Below are 18,011 nucleotides of genomic sequence, written 5' to 3'. Positions count from 1 at the left end.
CTGTGTACGAGAAGGCAAAGCTGCTTGAAGATCACGCTTCACGCATCGCTGATGGCGAAGACTCTCAGCGGCAGGCCACCCGTGTATCAAGTCGGTTGATGGAACTCCGCTCTCAACTCAATCAATTGGCAGCCCAGTTGGCCCTTACCCAAGCTCTTCAGGCCCGTGGCGCGGGCCTCGACATCGACTTGTCCGGCATCGATGACGGAAGAGCCGGGTTTGAACGCAGCCTGGGGCCCAGCGGTCTGCCCTCCAACCCGGTGTTTAACACGGCGAAGAGGAAGACGCAGGCAGTAGCCGATCGACTTGCGGAAGAGAATCAAGCGGCTTGGTCTGCCTGGACAGGGAGACTCCTCGCAGACCTTCCTTTGGCGCGGATCTCGATGCTTGTAGAGCCCGGAGCCGAGAAGCAGGCATCCACACGGCACCTCGAACTGGAGCGCATTGCAAGGGGCAAGGCGTCCAAGGACGCCATCACCACATTCGCCACCACGTACGCCGGACTAGCCGAACTACTTCAAGATGCCCAGGATCCACCGGAAGCACTCGCCGAACTGCTGAATCGGCTACGCGAGAAATCTGGTCTCACGCTGCGCGACGTCACAGACGAAGAGATTGCGCTTATCCGTGAATGTGGGATGGATGCCCACATCAGCCTGAAGAGGAATGGTTCGTGAACCAGAGCACCGTGGCCCCGGCGTTCGCTAACGAACTGCTAAACCGGTTGGAAGGCCTCGAGTTGCCGCTCCTCATGTGGGGCATGACGGAAGGGGCACTGCCCGAGGAGGACGTCCTCGGCTGTATAGAGGAACTCCTCGACGCGTACCCGAATCCACCGGCGCTCTCGGCCCTCGAGGTCCTCCGCGAGATACAAGGCCGCGCTCTGCTCTTCAAAGTGCCGTGGCCGAGTGACGGATCAGTTCGATATCGCACCCGATTCGCAGAAGCACTCCGTTTGACCACCGGGCTGCGCCAACTCTTCCGACCTCGAGGCGACTGGGCCGACGACGCACCCAACGGCTGGTGGCGGCAGGGAAAGCGGCTTGTGGCCGACTACCGGCTGCACGTTCGCTACCGCCGCTACCCCGACCGAGACATCCCGGGCTCCCAGGCGCTCAAGGAGTTGCGCAGCCTTCCTGGCTGGGGTGATCTTCAGGACCGGGTTGCACACGAATATCTAGGTGGCAAGAACCTGGCTCGCTTTCAGCTGGAAGCGACTCAAGCCGTCTACTCCTCGCTCCATCGCCAAGATCGATCCAAAGGCATCATTGTCAGTGCCGGCACCGGTAGTGGTAAGACGCTTTCATTCTACCTGCCTGCCTTCGCAGCCATTGCCGAACACGCCAGCCGAGGCACGCAGAAGAGGGTCCACACCCTCGCTCTGTACCCGCGAAAAGAATTGCTGCGGGACCAGTTGCGCGATGCCATCATTAACGCTCGCCGTGTTCAAAGCGCGCTCATTAGCCAGGGGAAGAGGCCTTTGCGTCTCGGTGCGCTCTACGGTGACACCCCCAACCACTCCAACGACTGGCGGCTTCGGTCCGGACGAGGTTCTGGTCGTTGGACGCGTGTGACTGACGGCGTCGTGTGTCCGTTCCTTCCTTGTCCCATCCCGGAATGCGAAGACGGCGAGTTGGTTTGGTCCGATGAGGACCGCGCTCAAGGAGTGGAACGCCTCGTTTGCCGGAAGTGCAGAGATGAGATCCCGCACGGTCAACTCGCTTTGACTCGCGAGTCCTTGAAGAAGGACCCTCCGCACCTGTTGTTCACGACAACGGAGATGCTGAACAACTGCAGCGCCGATGGCTATCTGGATCGCCTCCTGGGCTGGCGCGGTGGCAACGCGCCGTCCCTGATGCTCCTCGACGAGGTGCACACCTACTCGGGAGTGCATGGGGCCCAGGTGGCCTATCTTCTGCGTAGATGGCGGGAAGCAGTACGCAAGCCGGTGACCTTCGTTGGGCTCAGCGCCACGCTGCGCGACGCCAACCAGTTCTTCGCACAGTTGGTGGGCCTGCGCGACAGTGACGTGGACCCCGTTGCCCCTGACGACGACGCCATGGTGCGAGAAGGCCGCGAGTATGCGCTTGCGCTGCGCGGCGACCCCGTCTCGGGAGCCAGTCTCTTGTCGACGTCGATCCAGACGGCGATGCTGTGGGGCCGTGTGCTCGACCGCGGTGAAGACGCCTTCCTCTACGGTTCGACTGGGTTCCTGTTCACCGATGCCCTGGACGTCACCAACCGCTTCTACAAGTACCTTCGTGACGCCGAGGGCGATCAGGACCACCGTGGACGCGTCAACCGCCGTGGGGATGTCCTTGCGGGGTTGCGGTCACGTGCGCGGCCAGAGCCCGGCCCTCGTTACCTCGAGGGACAGAACTGGGAGCTCGTGGAGCGGGTCGGTCACGAACTCGACCCAGATCTCCGCATGCACCCCTTGATCATCGGGCGGACGTCATCACAGGACGCGGGGGTCAACCGCAACGCGAACCTCACCATCGCCACGGCCTCCTTGGAGGTGGGCTTCAACGATCCGCGAGTTGGCCTTGTCCTCCAGCACAAGGCACCGCGGAATGCCGCTTCATTCATCCAGCGCCGAGGCCGCGCCGGCCGAGAGCGCGGGACTCGGCCTCTGACCATCGTGACCTTGTCGGACTACGGCCGCGATCGGCTCGCCTACCAGGGGTACGAGACACTCTTTGCCCCAGAGGTCGCCGCGACAAGTCTCCCTCTCAGGAACCGGTACGTCCTCAAGATCCAAGGAGCGCAGACTCTTCTTGACTGGGCCGGGCGCAGGATGCGTGCTCAGGGATTTGGGCGAGGGGACGTACGCAGGCTCTTGACGACTCCGGACGACCCGAAGATCTTGGCGGAGTATGAGAACGAGCGCCTCGGGCTGATCGACGTCCTGCATAGACTGCTGACCGATGAGCGTGTCCAGGACGAGTTTGCGCGACACCTCGTCAAAGCCCTCCAGATCAGGGTTGATGACGCACAGGCAGTGCTGTGGGAGCAGCCTCGGTCCCTCCTCCTGGCCGTCGTGCCCACGGCTCTTCGCCGGCTCCGCTCCCGTTGGGAGCCCCTGGTGAACGACCCTGGCATGACCAAGAAGGCCATGCTCCCCGAGTTCATCACCCGGACGCTGTTCGAACCGCTGAACCTTCCCGAGGTCGATCTGGAACTGCCCTTCGACGATGGGGATGGCTCCATCGAGCACATGCCGATCGGCAAGGCACTGACTGAGGCCGTACCGGGACGGGTCAGCCGCCGCTTCGGGTACCTGGACGATGCTCACCGCACCTGGCTTCCCCTGCCCGAAGACGGCGGCAGCGTCCTGAACCTGAGGCAGATCGTCACTGAGGGCAGACTAGAAGGAGCCTGGCGGCCTCACGGACACGGCGGCGCTCACTTCGAAGTCGTCCGCCCGTTGAGCCTGGTGCTTGAGCAGCCCGATGCCGACATCGTGGACCAATCCCACGGACGGCCGGAGTGGGGCACCCAGATCGTCGTGGAAGAAGACGCACCCCTCAGCGAGGGCATAGTGCCGAAGCCCTCCCCCTGGCAACACCGCATCGACACGGTCAGCTTTGCGACCCACGCGGCCGGCAACCCCGTACAAGTGCGTCGCATGACCTTCGGCGCTGAGTGCAATGTCCGCAGGGAACGGCAGAACAGCGAAACCTGCACTGTCCGCTACGAACTCCGCGGCCAGCCAGCCGCTCTCGGTTTTGCCCTGGGCGTCGACGCCATCCGCTTCGAACTCAGGCCGCTCAACCTCGACGATCCGGCAGTCAAGGAGTACCTCACCACTCCTCAGTGGCGCTCCCTGGCCTTCTCGCACGCAGTTCAGGAGGATGCGGCGCTGACCGAGCTCTCCGACAGCTTCCAGCGGGAGCGCCTGGCTCAGATCTATCTGACGGCGTTCGCACTGGCCGGACTCGATGGGAGCCGCACGAACGCTCAAGTACGTGCGCTGCTGAAGAACGGCGCCTGGACTCAGGATCTCTCCAAGGTCTTCCAGGTGCTTTACCGCGACTCCGACCTCTCCGAAGAGGAGGTCGACAGCGATCGCCTCGTGTCGGAGCTGACCAAGCTGGTCGCCCACGGCACGGTCATAGCTGCCCTGGACCAGGCAGCAGAGTTGCTGGTGGCCGAGGATATTTCAGCCGAGACCGGACCGCTTGCCCGGCGTACCTACCGTGACACGATGGCAGCTGCGATTCTCGCCGCTGCGCAACGTGCATGCCCGAACGCCCAAGACGGTGATCTCATCGTCGACGCCCTTGCTGGTGGAGAGGCCGACTCGCTCACCGAGGTGTGGCTAAGCGAAACGTCCGTGGGTGGTTTGGGGATCGTCGAGCAGTTGGTTGACTTCTACTCGAAGGATCCTCGGCAATTCTGGGGGCTTGTGACGAGCAGCCTGGCGCCGAGCGAATACGAGTACGTCGACGCCACGCTGACCCAGTTCCTCCGGCATGTCATCACCGAGCCCAACGACACAGCTGCCCAGGCCATGGCGACACTTCGCACTGGCAGTTCCGCCAAGGAAGCTGAGGACGCTCTGGAGGCCCTTCGCGAGGTTTGGGCGCGGCTCGACGGCCCCCCTCGGCATGCAGCCGTTGCCGCCTTGTCTACACGTCTCCTGCGCCCGGGCTCTGGGCCTGACACTGACGTCACTGCACTCGCCCTTGTTGACGCGTGGTCAGCGTTGGAGCACCGTCTCCAGGTTGAGGTCGACGCTCGAGTGATCGCATACGCCGTGGGATCCGGAAAACTCCAGTTGGTAGGCGCTCGGTCCCTGACCGCAGACCAGGTCTTCAGTCTTCTGTGGCCGCGTGGACACCAGGCCCGCACTCAAGACTTGAAGCACTACCAGCCGTATGCTGACGCCCCCGTTCTCGAGCGTCTGCTGGTCCAGGCCGCACACGATGACCGTCTACCGGTCATCGATGTGACCAAGCCCGACTGGGGCAACGTCTACCGGAGGCAGTTGACGGCAACCTCGGCTGTTGAACTCGTCTGCCCGGCAGGAGACGCAACGTTGATGGCACAGGCCTTGAAGCAGGTTCCGATCACGCCCATCGACCGAGATGTGCTGCGCGTCTACGGAGAAGTCTGCGGTGTGGTCCGCCACCAGAATGAGATTCAGGTCCGGGTCGAATTGCGGGAGGCAGCCCAGTGAAATCCCAGGAACGAACCATCCGCACGGGGCAGCACACTGCGATTCGGGTCGACTCCATGCTGTCCGCAGCCTTGATCGCCGAGTTCATCGCTCCCAGCGATCACCTATGGTTGGTGTCTGCGTGGATCACTGACGTCCAGGTACTCGATAATAGCCACGGTTCGTATGACGCACTTTTTGGCGACATCCCCCCGGCGGGGTGCCGACTTTCGGATGCTGTAGCACGGATTGCCCATGGCGGCGCCAAGGTGCATGTGGTGACACGCGAGGATCCCCACAACGAGGATTTTCTGCGCCGTCTCAGGAAGGCGGCCTCGGGAGGAAACCTCCACATTGTCCGGGACCCCGATATCCACGAGAAGACGCTCTGCGGCAACGACTGGATGCTAAGCGGATCAATGAACTTCACGATCCGAGGCATGGCCCGCAACGATGAGAAGATCACATACCAGGCAGGCAGCGACGCTGCTGCCCAAGCACGCATCGACCTGGCCGAACGGTGGGGGAACGGCGAATGAACCAGACCACGCCCTGGACCACTGACCGCATCCAGGCGTTCCTGCACGAGTTCTTCGGCAAGGGCAACGATGCGTGGCCCAACATGGACCCCAGCCACCCCTGGGCGGAGCGCACTGAGCCCTTCGTCAAGATCGCGCTGGACAACAACGACGCCCCCATCGTGCTCCCCCGTTGGGTCGCCGAGAACCAGGCCTACTCGATGTACGCCATCGCACGCGACTCTGCTGATGTGGGAAAGACAGCTGCACTCATCGAGGCATTTGCGGGTCCTACCTACATTCACTGCAACATGGAACGCGGCGGCCTACGCCCGGCTCGCCTCAACCGAGACGACCCTGTGGAACGCGCCATCATCGACCTGGTCGGCGAACGTTCTGCTTTCCGGCTAACGACCGGGGAGACCGGCACATACAGGCAGAACCTGACCGACGCTTTGCAACTGATGCAGCAGACTTACGTGAGCCGCCCTCCCAGACTCTGGCGCGTTGTCAAACCCATCGGGCGTCTCATCGCCGAGTTCGACGCTGCTCTCGCGGCGGGCAGTGAAGCGGCATCCCTTGATCTCCTGGAGCAACTTGCGGCCGCGGGCGGGCTTACCGCAACAAATCTGGCACACCTCAAGCTCAAGAGGCTAGACCGCCTTGGAGTGAGTACCAAGGTGCTGGAGTTCCCTGCGCTCCAAGACGTGGCCCGGCAAGATCCTCCCGCGCCCGTGAAGGCCGCGATCCTGAACGCCGTGTACACGGTCGCTCTTGAGGAGCCACTCGCAGTTCGGGATCTGGAAACGGCCAAGTCCAACCTCATCACCCACGGAAGGGCCGTCCCCGAGTTGCTCAGGGGCGATCCGCGGTCGTACGGCCCGCAGGCGATGACGGTGCTCTTGCTGGCTTGCGTCATCCTCAAGGATGCGGAGGCTGCACGCCAGGTCGTGACGGTTGTCGAGGATCACGACCAAACTCCCGAGATCTCCCCGCTGGTGTTGAACGAAGCCAACGCGCTCGTCGCCCAGGCTTCGGACGACCTCGATCCCTCCGCGCTCGCAGAGCCCGAGGAATCCGCAGACACCGTCGCTCCGATCAGTGATTGGCCCGACCTGTTCTCCGCGCTTGCCGAGGGCGACATCACGGCGAAGCAAGCTCTGGAGGAAGAACAGTGGAGTCTGTGGCCTACTCCAACGGAGCACGACGAGACCCTGGCCCAGTTCCTGGACGAGTTGAGCGACGGTGCTGCCAGAGAACTGTGGCGGGCTGTGGGCTCGTTCATCGACGCCGTGGGCTACGACGACCCTGCGCCCGCATGCGCCCACGCGTTCATCCGCAATGCGGTGCTGTTCAGCCGCTACAGTCCCGGTGACCTGGCAGCCCTACAGGCGCTAATGGACATCGCGCTCCGTGCTGCTCCCTCCGCCGAGCAGTACGCGGAGATCCTCAAGGACATCGGTTCGGACACGGAACGGTGGGTTGCTCCCGAACGCGCCTCGATCGTCTTGGACTTCGTCGACCGCTTGTTCCTCGCTGCCTGTCCTGATCCGGAAGCCCGCACAGGCCTGTGTTCCCAACTGCTCGGGCCTCTGTCAGCACACAGTCGCCGTCTCACTGAAGCGGACTTGGCCTTCGCGCGCCGGCTCTCTGAAGACCTCGGCATCGACTTCTCCTGGAATGCTCCTGCTGGCGAAGACGGTGAGGAGAGTTCGCCCGCGGAGTTCCCCGCGGCGACGCTGCTCCTCTATTCGCTGGATGAGGCGGTACTCAACCGATGCCAGGACGAGTTGAAGCGTCTCGCTCCGGCTGTGAAGGTCTTGACGGCCTACGACCACGTGGGTACCCCGCAGTTGCGGCAGAAGGCCCGTACCGCGAATGTGATCGTTCTGGCCACACGCTGCGCGAAGCACGCAGCAACCGGTTTCATTGACCAGAACAAGACGACGAAGCACGTCGGATACGCGAACGGGAGTGGCTCGGCCTCTCTTCTGCGTGCGGCCGTCGACACCCTTCGCACTGCTGCAGCGGCAGTCGCCTGATCGCCAGGTGGCCCGCCCAGGTCACTGGACGGGCCACCTTCGAGGAACGCCGTCAGGCACTTACCTCGTGACTAGGGCCTGCAGATAGCTGCTGAGCAGCCGTACATGGCTGGTGGTGTTCTGCAGGCTGTTCCATCGGTACTCCTGGCCATCTGAGAACTTCCACGTCCCGGAGGTCCAGGCCACGTGCTCTTCCAGCCCGCGCAAGGTGATGCGGACCTTGTCCCAGTCGACCTTGTCGAAGGGAACGTCTGCGGTGAGTCGGTCCATGACGAAACCCATGGCCTGGATGCCGACACCATGGGTCAACCTCGACTCTTTGGGAGGCTTGTCCCACGCGTCCTCGAAGAGATTCGCCACTGGCGTCCAGAAGGACAGCAGGTGCGCCAGCATTCGCTCTTCGTCCCCGGTGCCGTCCTCGGCGTTCCGGTATTGGTACAGGGCGCCCTCGTAAATGCTGTGCTCGAGCATCCTCAGAACGCTGTTGTCCTTGATATTGCCGTTAGGCGACGTGGGGCTGCTGATCCTTCCGCTGAAGGGACCGTCCCCCATGTTCAGAAGGACCATGATCTTCGCGGCGAGTTGACGGCGCGCGTACGAGCGCGGCAGCTGGCCGGTGGTCTCCGGCAGGAGTTCGTACACGAGGCCCTTGGGGAGCGGCTTGGTCGAGTTGACCAAGATGAACTGTGACCGCTGCTCTTCCTGGGAGGCAATGAAGCCCACGGCTGCGACGGGGAACTCTGCGACGTCTGCGTCCCTGATGGCTGCGCTGCGCTGCTGTCCATCCACGAGCCAGGCCGGCTTCTCTTCGTCAGCAAGTGACTCATCGACAGGGATGATCAGTTGGCCGGGGATGGAGTACTTCACGTCGCCACCGCGAACCGCCGGTTCGAACGTCACGCGCTCATCGAATGCGAGGACCACTGCGTTGGGAAGCATCGCCCCCTCTGACTCGAGGTAGCGGCGGATTGAACTGATGTGGCTGAGGACCTCGGGCCGCTGGTACCCCTGCAACCGCTTCTGGTCGTCGCGGCGGACGCGCGAGACAGAAGCAAAGTCGTGCAGTTTCTTGCCGTCGACAGCGAAGCAGTAGATCTCCTTGCTGCCTTGGAGCACCTTGAGCGCGGGAACCTTCAACACGTAGCGGTCGGCCACATCATCTCCTGTTTAAGTTACTTTGAGTATTATGCGTGGTTTTGGCGATTATGCGAGCGATAGCTTGCGCATCTTGGCTTCGAGTACCGTCATGTTATGGAATCCGCGGCGCTTGTTTCGCTCCGTTCCGCGGAAGATAACCATCTCGATCTTGTGCTCCCTGCATAGATCGCACGGGCAGTCCCGCCATGGCCGGTCGACGAGGGTGTCCTTGTACCTGTCGACCTTCTCAAGCTTCTTGGCATCGCCGAGAAGAGACTGATAGGCGCGCAGGGCATCCATGACCTCCTGCACTTCAATGCCCTTGTCCGCGTCATACAGGCGAAGCAATTTGAGGCATTCCCGCTCAGCCTTGACTGCTTCCGATTGTGACACCACTCCTGCCAGAATCAATCGCTTCAGAGTGAGGTTTCCATCGACTTGGGGAACCCTGATCGCCGTGTACGACCGGTCGGCGGTGTGATAGTTATTGCGTTCATCCATGAAGGCTTGCCGGAATGCTGACGTACTGTCGAAACTGCTGACGTGGTATTCAACGAAGCGTTCCATGCTGTCGACACGGGTGATTCCCAGAAGATGGAATTCAACGCCATCCTTGCGCACCTCGGAGATTCTCTCAAGGCAGGCGATGATCTCCGGCGTCTTCAGCGGAACCATGCCGCCCAGCGCGATCCTTTTGTATCCCATCTTCTGGAGTCTCGCGACGCTGTCCGCGTAACTATCTGGACTCCATCCCTGGGCCGCGCCCACTGGCTCCAGTTTTCTTTTCCCGTTAGTGAGCGACTTATTGCGGTCATTGACGGCCTTGATGAATTTCTCAGCCAACTCAAGCGAAATCTCGCGACGCTTCACCCATGCTGGATCGGCATCCTTTTCGGGAAGTTCAGGCTTGTACCCAAAGATTACATGGTCGATACTGATACCCGAGTGAAATCTGCACTCATAATAGAATTCGAGAACTGCATCAATGGTGTAGGGCGGGTACTCTTCATCGATATAGTTGAATGCCCCGCAGTCGCCGAGACTTCTCATCGTGTCGGGCAGCCCGAAAAAGTGACTCACTCCGTCTCGGTAGAGCCGATTTCGCTGAGGGGTGCTGTACTTTCCGGCCCCCTTAACCGACCCGTCCACGATGGCTTTGCTGACCAGTATCCCATCGTATGGTGCTGGCTTCACTGCCTGGTGGGCGTACAAGTCGTCCCTCTGTCGAACTCGATAGTCCGAGTATTCGTCTTTGAGGAAGTCGTACGTAGGACTGATCTGGTCTTGACTGTCAGGGAAGTAGAACTTCACGACGCGCTCATCCTCGACTGAAGGTAGATTCGGATCAAGAGGTTTGACAGGGTGCTGATATGGCGGGGCGTATTTTGCAACTCGTTCCAGGGAATGTTGAGTTCCGGCCAGCGCCCTTTGGTCCAGTGGCAGTAGGGCTTGACCAGTTCCAGTTCCGCCATGGCCTTGTCGTAAGCATCCTTTGATCCGATATCCGCACTCCCGAGCACACGGTCCATTATCCGGTCCATGAGGCGGCCCATTGATCGAATTCCCACGCCATGCATGAGGCGGCTTTTTGCCGGTGAGAGGCCCCAGGCCTCTGGGAAGGTATCTCTGACGGCTGTCCAGTAGACGACGAGGATGTCTCTCATCGCCGCGGTGTCGGTGGTTCCATTAGAAAGGTTCTTGTACGGAAAAAGGACACCGGAGGGAGCGAGTGATTCTTCGATGGCGGAGATGAGGCTGTTGTCCTTGACCACCGCTTCAAACTTTCTCTCGCCCACCGTTGACGCCTGCTTGATCAGTCCTTTGAACGGTGAATCGTTATCCAGGTTCAGGGCATTGACGAGCGTTGACGGGAGTTTCCGAGCAGACAGCCTGGTGGGCAGCTTGGTGTTGACCTCGGGCAGAAGCTCAGAAACCAGGTTGGTGGGAAGAGGTGACACGGTGTTGACGCGGAGGAACTGGTCGCGTTGGACCTCCAGGTCTTCAGCAACAAATCCTGCAACGGTGATTGGGAGCTTCGACCGCTTCGTGCGTGCAAGCGCAAGGCTTCGCTGCTGGCCGTCGACGATGAGGGCGGGCCGAGGGGCGTCGTCTGAATCTGGCAGCGGAATCTCAATGGTCCCGATCGTCGCCAAGCCATCGGTGCTGTTGGGTCCTCGGCTGCCCTTGAAGCGGATCGATGAGGGGAGGGCGAGGATGAGACCGTTCGGGAACAGGACGTTTTCGCTGTCCAGGTAGTCAAGGATCTGCTTGACGTGCTGCTTCTTCTCGGGTCGCTGGTAGCCGAGCAGTTTCCCAGCCTCGTCGCGGGAGATCCGTGCGACGTCAGCCACACGATCAACCTCTCCGGCCTCCAAGGCGAAGAGGTAGAGGGGGATGCTGGGGTTCTGCTCGATGCGCAGGGCCCTGCGACGAATGAGGTTCTCGGTCACAGCTCCCCCATGGTCTTGATGTATAGGTTGGCGAAGCGGCTCTGTTCACAGGCCCGACCCCCGTCGCGGAGTAGACGAAGGAGTCGTGTCCTCGAGATGCCGGGCTGGGACGCGGCTTGCTGCCGGATGAAGGCGACCACCTCGTCATCGGTCATCGGCTGGCGGTTGTGCTGCTCGGGCCTTGATTCACCCGCCGCCCACGTCTTCCAGGAGTCGCTGGTGGCCGATGACGTGAGTTGGCTGTTCTCGCAGTGCTGGAGCCATGACGCAGCCATGCGCACATTCAGGCTCGTCAGCGTTCCGCCGAGGGTGCGTCTCAGTCCTGCGTCGGCGGGGACTCGCTGGATGCCGGCGATCTCTTCCACACCGCCAAAGAGGAGGACTTCGCCTCCGACCTCGGCCAGGGCGAGAAGTTCCGCTTCCATGGCTTTTGCGTAGACCTCGGAGAGCACCATCAGGACGGGACTGCCCTTGCCGAGTTCCTGCAGCGTTGTCCGACCGGTTCCCTCTTGGAGGTGGCCCCACCACTGGGCGCTTCCTTCTGCGGTGGTGGCTACCGAGTCGGCGTGCCGGGTGCTGAAGGTCGCCGCGTACGAAGGGGCCGACGCGGATACTGGCTGAAGGCCGAGGCCGGCTGACGCCACCCAGAGGTCCGCTTTGAATCCGGCCTTGGAGGCCGCTTCACGAAGCCGCCGCGCCTGTGTCCAATGGTCGCCGCGGTAGAGCTCGGTGAGCGTGTGTGTCGGGGAGGCCTTGTTGACGCGCTGGTTCCAGAGAACCGCGCGCTCCTTCACGGTCCTCGCGGGGAGCGACCTCGCGTGCAGTTCGGCCTCTGGCACGGCAGCCTTACGGTCCGTGCAAGTGACGACCAGCGTTAGTTCCCTCACGCAGCCCCTACTCCCCGATGAGTATAACTAGAAGTTTGTTGTCGTTACTCTACCTGCCAGTTATCACGCTAGAGTGCAGCCGTACACACAGATCTAGGTAGGGAGCAAGGGCATGGCGGAGCGTCCCGCGATCGTTCTACTGAGTGGCGGCCTGGACTCGACGACCGTTCTGGCGATCGCCAAGGACCAGGGCTACACGCCGTACGCGCTGAGCTTCCGCTACGGGCAGCGGCACAGTGTCGAGCTTGAGGCTGCGACGCGCGTGGTTGCGGCGCAGGGGGTTGCCCGGCACGTCATCGCGGACATCGATCTGCGAGTTTTCGGCGGCTCCGCTCTCACGTCCGACATCGACGTGCCGAAGCACGAGTCCCTGGATCACGCCGGCAGTAACGACACCGACAGCAGCGTGCCGATCACCTACGTCCCTGCACGCAATACGATCTTCCTGTCCTTCGCTCTGGCGTACGCGGAGACGGTCGGGGCGAGCGACATCTTCACGGGCGTGACAGCAGTCGACTACAGCGGCTACCCGGACTGCCGCCCCGAGTACATGGAGGCCTACGAGCGCATGGCCAATCTGGCCACCCGCGCCGGGCTTGAGGGCACGCAGAAGCTCAAGCTCCACTCGCCGCTTATCTCCATGTCGAAGGCCGACATCGTCCGCGAGGGTCTGCGGCTCGGCGTGGACTACTCCCTGACGTCCTCTTGCTACGACCCGGACGAGCAGGGGCGAGCCTGCGGACACTGCGAGACCTGCCTGCTCCGCCTCAAAGGCTTCGCTGAGGCCGGCGTCATCGACCCCGTGCAGTACCAGGGCGCGTGAGAATGACCTACCTGGTCAAGGAGATCTTCTACACCCTGCAAGGTGAGGGGAGTCACGCAGGCCGTCCAGCCGTGTTCTGCCGCTTCTCCCGGTGCAACCTGTGGACGGGTCTGGAGAAAGATCGGCACCGTGCAATCTGCCAGTTCTGCGACACAGATTTCGTCGGAACTGACGGAGAAGGTGGCGGCCGTTTCCAGACCCCGGACGAACTCGCTCAAGCCGTCGAGCAGGCCTGGCCGTCATCGTCCAGGGAGCACCGCTTCGTCGTGTGCACCGGTGGTGAGCCGCTCCTACAACTCGACGAAGCGGCGGTCGACGCGCTGCACGCCCGCGGCTTCGAGGTTGCCGTCGAGACGAATGGGACCCGCGTACCGCCGAAGGGCATCGACTGGCTCTGCGTCAGCCCCAAGATCGGCTCCGAACTGGTTGTGACCAGCGGAGAAGAACTGAAGCTGGTCTACCCCCAGTTGGGCGGCGACCCCCGTCAGTTCGAGCATCTGGATTTCCGGTACTTCCGGCTCCAGCCCATGGACGGCCCGGACGTTGAAGCCAACACCAGGGCGACGGTCGACTACTGCATGAAGAACCCGCGCTGGATCCTCTCTCTCCAGACGCACAAGTATCTGGGAATTCAGTAATGGAAATCTTCCGCGAGTTCACCTTCGAAGCTGCACATCGCCTGCCCAACGTGCCCGAGGGCCACAAGTGCGCGCGCCTGCACGGTCACTCCTACAAGGTCATCGTCCACGTCGAAGCTCCCGTCGACCCCGAGTCGGGCTGGGTCATGGACTTCGGCGACCTCAAGAAGGCATTCAAGCCCCTCGAAGCACAGCTCGACCACTACTACCTCAACGACATCGAAGGCCTGGAGAACCCGACGAGCGAAGTTCTTGCCCGCTGGATCTGGGAGCGACTGAAGCCGACCCTGCCCGACCTCTCCGCGCTCACCGTCCGCGAGACGTGCACGTCTGGCTGCACCTATCGGGGCGAGTGAGCGATGCACGACATCCAAAACGAGACTGACACCCGCGGCATCGAGATCGACGACGTTGGCATCAGCGGCCTGCGCTACCCGCTGTACTTCGAGGACGGCCACCTCCGCCAGGAGGGGATCGCCGAGATCGAAGTGACCGTGCGGCTCCAGCATGACCGCCGTGGCACCCACATGAGCCGCATGGTGGCTCTCGCCCACGAGCACCTTCGCCGCTTCGACCCGCGCAGGCTGCCGCACGTGCTGAAAGTCGGTGCGGACCTCCTGGATGCACCGGAGCTCGCGGTGTCGGTAGCCGTCCCGCTGAGCACGACGGTGATCGCTCCTGCGACTGGCGCCGAGTCGTTCCAGGTTCACGATGTCCGGTTCGACGGCCGCTGGGACGACGGAGACACGACGGTGATCACGTCAGTTACCACCGAGGTCACCAGTCTGTGCCCGTGCTCGAAAGCGATCTCTGACTACGGCGCCCACAACCAGCGCAGCCGCGTCACGCTGTCCGTGACCGGGCACGGGGACACTCCTTATCCCTTTGGGGTGCAGCAGGCCGTACGACTCTTGGAACGCTGTGCGTCCGCTCCCGTCGTGCCCTTGGTCAAGCGTCCGGATGAACGTGTGCTGACGATGCAGGCGTACGACCACCCTGTGTTCGTCGAAGACATTGCCCGCGAAGTCAGCCACGTCTGCCGCGAGCGGGGTCTCCGTCACGCGGTGAGGGTCCACAACCTAGAGAGCATCCATAGCCACGACGCCGTCGCATACGTCACCGGGTGAGTGAGCATCGGGTAGAAGCCACGGCCGCATCGTTGTGCTCAGATCGGGTGGCTGCCTCGACAAGGCAGTGAATGATGTGGCCCATGCCCTCCCACCCATTGCTGGACGTTGAAGCCGTTGATCTGTTGGAGCCGTACCTGGAAGACGTGGGCAGCATCTTCCGAGCATTCCGCGACCAGGACTCCGGCTGCCAGTCCTACGGGGTTGCTGTCGGCGATGAACGGTGGTTCGTAAAGGGCGCAACCACTCCGCCGGCAGCATCCTCTTTGCGCCGAGCCGTGGACGTACACGGCGCAGTGCAGTACTCGGCGATCGTGCCCCTGCGCCACCACTTCCGCCTCCGAGATGGCCTGGCGCTGGTCTATCCCTGGGCCGAGGGTGAGGTCCTATATCACCCCACGACCCATGCACACGGGGGCCGCGCAGCGCCAGACAGCCCGATGGCCCGGTTTCGCAGGCTGCCTGTCGCCGACATTCTGCGGGCGTTGGACGAGGTCCTGGACGCGCACCTGGCTGTCGAGCAGGCCGGGTTGGTCGCGGTCGATCTGTATGACGGGTGCTTCCTGTACGACTTCGAGGCGCACCGCATGGTGTTGTGTGATCTGGATGAGTACCGGCCTGGTCCCTTCATCCTGGAAGACGAGAGACTGCCGGGATCACGGCGCTACATGGCGCCCGAAGAGTTCATCAGGGGCTCGACGGTCGACATTCGCACAACCGTCTTCGTGCTTGGGCGTGCGCTGCGTCTGCTCCTGGACGCAGGTGATGAGGAGCGGGAGTGGCGCGGTTCTCCTGCTCAGCTCGCCGTGATTCAGCGTGCGACGGCCGACGATCCCGCTCATCGGTACGACTCTGTCGAGGCGTTGACGCAGGCCTGGCGTGGCGTCGGTGGTCTGGACAGCTGATTTCTAAGGTTCGCGATGTACTGGGCTGAGCGAGTGGCCAGTCCGGGAGGGTGCATGTCATCTTCGTTGTCTGCTGACACTGCGGTCGACCTGCGGGTTCACCCTGTCGACGAGGTCCTCGCTCGCGTGGAACGGTCGTTGCAGGTGCGCTTGGACCGAGAAACGCTGGTGCGCAAGCGTCGGACCGTCGGGGCACGAACTGACCGCGACACCTGGGTACGGGTCGAGCGGCGCAGAATCGACAAGATCAGCAGCCAAGGCTGGAACGGCTCCGAATGCGCGGCGACTTTGAGCGGGATTGTGAAGCCTGCTTGGTACGCGTGTGTGGCCTGGGGTGAACGGTTCGGGGCGGTGATGTGGCGGGCTGACGAGACCGAACTGCTGCCTGCCGAGCCCGTGAAGCCGGGTGGGGTGCTCACCGACGATCCGAAGCTGCCCGATACCTGGTGGGAAACCTTGAACTCCTCGCTGGATGCGCTCGCCGCCCAGTACACGAGTCGTGTCGCGACTCCCGACACCGAGACCATCACCCAGACTCTGGTCACCGACGCCATCCGCAGTGTCTTCCCCGGTCCCCTCGACACGACCATCGGGTGCTGGGCACCGGCCCATGCAGACATGAACTGGGCGAACGTGACCGGCCCGGAGTTCTGTCTGTTCGACTGGGAGGACTGGGGAACGGCTCCACGAGGATTGGACTCCGCGTCGCTGTGGGGTAACTCTCTCGCCGTTCCGGCCCTGGCCGACCGTGTGTGGCATGAGCGACGCCGTGAACTTGAGAGCCGGGACGGCATGCTGATGATGCTGTTCTTCTGCACGAAGATCGTCGGCCCCTATGCCCATCCCGATGACCCTCGGCTGGGGCCGGCTCGGCGCGCTGCGGCACGGATTGTGGAGAATCTTCGGGAAGCTCCGTCGGGCCTGGCCTGAGACCGTCCTGGGGCTCTGGCCAGAGATCCCGCTGAGGCGACCATGGTTGTCAGAGCCGCCAGCCCCGGCGATCCGCCAGCCATCGCAGAGTGACCTCGCCACACCAGGTCTGGTGCTGGCGTAGGTACGGGGACCAGTCCGGCACAGGCTGGGCTCCGGAGACCAGGAAGAAGCCAGCGAGGGCAGCAAGGGCAGCTTCTAGCCGTTCGCCGTCAACTCCGAGGGCCGTGGGGTGCTCCGAGAACAGCGTGGTGGCATCGTGCCCGTCGGCGTGTGCTGCCGCCAGGAGAAGTACGAGGTCGAACCAACTTGCCCCGAGGCAAGGCCGGTTCCAATCGCAGATCCATGCGTGGCTGTTCGTGTCGATCAGCAGGTTGTCCTGGCGCAGGTCGTGGTGGAGGACTGAGTCGCCGGCGACGGCTTTTTGCCATTGAGTGGTGTGCATCGTGAAGTTGCAGGTCACGGGTGTGGCGTGAGGGGCGGTAGGGGTACTCGGGCAGGTCCGGGGCGGTTGTCCATCGACAAGATCATCGGTCAGCGGGCGACTTCGCGGTTCGTGAGCACGAGCAGGGCCCTGACCAGGGTGGTCGCCCATGCCGGGTCGGTGCGGACCTTGCCCAGCACGCGCCAGTTCTTCAAGTGGGCGAAGCTGTGCTCCACCGGGGCGCGGACCGAGGCCAGCGCCGTGTTCGACAGTTTCTGCCCTCGGGTCAGGGGCCGGTTCCGGGCGGCCTTGTAGCCCGTGATCACTGCCGGGTCGGCATCCGGATCGCTGTCGTCGAGGCCGACGAAGCCCAGGTCGGCGATGGCTCCGAGGCCGACTGCCCGCAGGTGGGCGGTGAGCTTGTCGTGTCGGCAGGCGGTGATCTCCGAGGTGCGGCCGGGCCGTGCGGCGGAGACCCAGATCAGGCGGCCCTTGTCGTCGGTGAGTGCGATGACGAGCAGGCCATGGCACTTGGTCTTGCCGGAGTAGTTCTTCCGGTTGTCCTTCCCGGTGCGGCGCCGGGTGCGGATTACCGATCCGTCCAGCAGTACGACACCACCACCCTTGCGGGCGATCTTCTTCAACGCGCGGTCCAGGCGCGGGGCGCGCGCTGCCAACAGGCCGACGACTTCCCGCACCCAGCGGGTGACGGTGGTGCGGTGGACGCCGTTGCCGCCGGCCAGGTCGCCCGGCCGCTGGTCACAGCGCAGCACCGCCAGCACGATGCCGGCGATCTTCCCGGCGGACAGGGCCCGCCACCGCGAGCCGAGCTTCTTCAGATGGCCGCGTATCAGGTCGGCGAGCCAGTTCAGGGTGGCGCTCGACAGCGGCAGGCGGGCGGTGTAGACAAGTCCGTCAGGGCCCTCGACGTGAGAGTTGTTTTTGGTCACACGAACTCAACTGCCGTCG

The 18,011-nt window shown here is 63.0% G+C and carries 16 protein-coding genes; 10 read left to right on the top strand and 6 right to left on the bottom strand.

Annotation, left to right across the window (positions count from 1 at the left end; all coding sequences use genetic code 11):
* Positions 1-2: 2 nt before the first annotated feature.
* Genes AC07DS_RS03665 through dpdD form a run of 4 tightly spaced genes read left to right on the top strand, consistent with a single transcriptional unit; the run spans position 3 to position 7,721 of the window.
* Entirely contained in the window at positions 3-677 is a 675-nt protein-coding gene (locus AC07DS_RS03665; RefSeq protein ID WP_479142343.1) for a hypothetical protein, read from the top strand.
* The gene (dpdJ, locus tag AC07DS_RS03660; protein WP_479142341.1) at positions 674-5,182 is read left to right on the top strand and encodes a protein DpdJ; all 4,509 of its coding nucleotides are present in this window, start codon (positions 674-676) and stop codon (positions 5,180-5,182) included. Before AC07DS_RS03665 ends, dpdJ begins: the two co-directional genes overlap by 4 nt.
* Positions 5,179-5,700 carry a phospholipase D-like domain-containing protein DpdK gene (gene dpdK, locus AC07DS_RS03655; protein WP_479142339.1) on the top strand — a complete coding sequence of 174 codons (522 nt, stop codon included), beginning with the start codon at positions 5,179-5,181 and terminating at the stop codon, positions 5,698-5,700. Before dpdJ ends, dpdK begins: the two co-directional genes overlap by 4 nt.
* A complete protein-coding gene (dpdD, locus tag AC07DS_RS03650; RefSeq protein WP_479142337.1) occupies positions 5,697-7,721 on the top strand; it encodes a protein DpdD in 2,025 nt (674 codons plus the stop codon). Before dpdK ends, dpdD begins: the two co-directional genes overlap by 4 nt.
* Positions 7,722-7,781: 60 nt before the next feature.
* On the opposite strand, the gene dbpB (AC07DS_RS03645) is transcribed toward dpdD, so the two are convergent.
* Genes dbpB (AC07DS_RS03645) through AC07DS_RS03630 form a run of 4 tightly spaced genes read right to left on the bottom strand, consistent with a single transcriptional unit; the run spans position 7,782 to position 12,102 of the window.
* On the bottom strand, positions 7,782-8,876 hold the full coding sequence (gene dbpB / locus AC07DS_RS03645; protein ID WP_479142334.1) for a DGQHR domain-containing protein DpdB: 1,095 nt from the start codon (positions 8,874-8,876) through the stop codon (positions 7,782-7,784).
* A gap of 48 nt (positions 8,877-8,924) precedes the next feature.
* The gene (gene dpdA / locus AC07DS_RS03640) at positions 8,925-10,169 is read right to left on the bottom strand and encodes a tRNA-guanine transglycosylase DpdA (protein WP_479142332.1); all 1,245 of its coding nucleotides are present in this window, start codon (positions 10,167-10,169) and stop codon (positions 8,925-8,927) included.
* The gene (dbpB, locus tag AC07DS_RS03635; RefSeq protein ID WP_479142330.1) at positions 10,166-11,308 is read right to left on the bottom strand and encodes a DGQHR domain-containing protein DpdB; all 1,143 of its coding nucleotides are present in this window, start codon (positions 11,306-11,308) and stop codon (positions 10,166-10,168) included. The genes dpdA and dbpB (AC07DS_RS03635) overlap by 4 nt, the downstream gene beginning before the upstream one ends.
* Positions 11,305-12,102, bottom strand: a complete 798-nt coding sequence (locus AC07DS_RS03630; RefSeq protein WP_479142328.1) for a hypothetical protein — start codon at positions 12,100-12,102, stop codon at positions 11,305-11,307. Before AC07DS_RS03630 ends, dbpB (AC07DS_RS03635) begins: the two co-directional genes overlap by 4 nt.
* Positions 12,103-12,307: 205 nt before the next feature.
* Here AC07DS_RS03630 and queC point away from each other — a divergent pair, with 205 nt between their 5' ends.
* The 6 genes from queC (at position 12,308) to AC07DS_RS03600 (ending at position 16,618) form a co-directional block, all read left to right on the top strand.
* On the top strand, positions 12,308-13,018 hold the full coding sequence (queC, locus tag AC07DS_RS03625) for a 7-cyano-7-deazaguanine synthase QueC (protein ID WP_479142326.1): 711 nt from the start codon (positions 12,308-12,310) through the stop codon (positions 13,016-13,018).
* 2 nt (positions 13,019-13,020) lie between these two features.
* Positions 13,021-13,656 (top strand): 7-carboxy-7-deazaguanine synthase, encoded by a 636-nt coding sequence (queE, locus tag AC07DS_RS03620; RefSeq protein ID WP_479142324.1) that lies wholly within the window; start codon positions 13,021-13,023, stop codon positions 13,654-13,656.
* Positions 13,656-14,012, top strand: coding sequence for a 6-carboxytetrahydropterin synthase QueD (gene queD, locus AC07DS_RS03615; RefSeq protein ID WP_030951629.1), 357 nt, complete (start codon positions 13,656-13,658; stop codon positions 14,010-14,012). The genes queE and queD overlap by 1 nt, the downstream gene beginning before the upstream one ends.
* A 3-nt stretch (positions 14,013-14,015) precedes the next feature.
* The gene (locus tag AC07DS_RS03610) at positions 14,016-14,783 is read left to right on the top strand and encodes a GTP cyclohydrolase, FolE2/MptA family (protein ID WP_479142321.1); all 768 of its coding nucleotides are present in this window, start codon (positions 14,016-14,018) and stop codon (positions 14,781-14,783) included.
* Between the two features lie 83 nt (positions 14,784-14,866).
* On the top strand, positions 14,867-15,688 hold the full coding sequence (locus AC07DS_RS03605) for a protein kinase family protein (RefSeq protein ID WP_479142319.1): 822 nt from the start codon (positions 14,867-14,869) through the stop codon (positions 15,686-15,688).
* Positions 15,689-15,742: 54 nt separating this feature from the next.
* Positions 15,743-16,618 carry a hypothetical protein gene (locus AC07DS_RS03600; RefSeq protein WP_479142317.1) on the top strand — a complete coding sequence of 292 codons (876 nt, stop codon included), beginning with the start codon at positions 15,743-15,745 and terminating at the stop codon, positions 16,616-16,618.
* Between the two features lie 49 nt (positions 16,619-16,667).
* Here AC07DS_RS03600 and AC07DS_RS03595 read toward each other — a convergent pair whose 3' ends face one another.
* Entirely contained in the window at positions 16,668-17,081 is a 414-nt protein-coding gene (locus AC07DS_RS03595) for a hypothetical protein (protein WP_479142315.1), read from the bottom strand.
* A gap of 71 nt (positions 17,082-17,152) precedes the next feature.
* Positions 17,153-17,992: a transposase family protein gene (locus tag AC07DS_RS03590; protein WP_479142313.1), complete on the bottom strand. Its 840-nt coding sequence runs from the start codon at positions 17,990-17,992 to the stop codon at positions 17,153-17,155.
* Between the last annotated feature and the right edge of the window lie 19 nt (positions 17,993-18,011).

This window comes from Streptomyces sp. NPDC044064 (assembly GCF_056434245.1).
The sequence above is the reverse complement of the archived record's forward strand: the minus strand, read 5'-3'. Positions and strand labels throughout refer to the sequence as shown.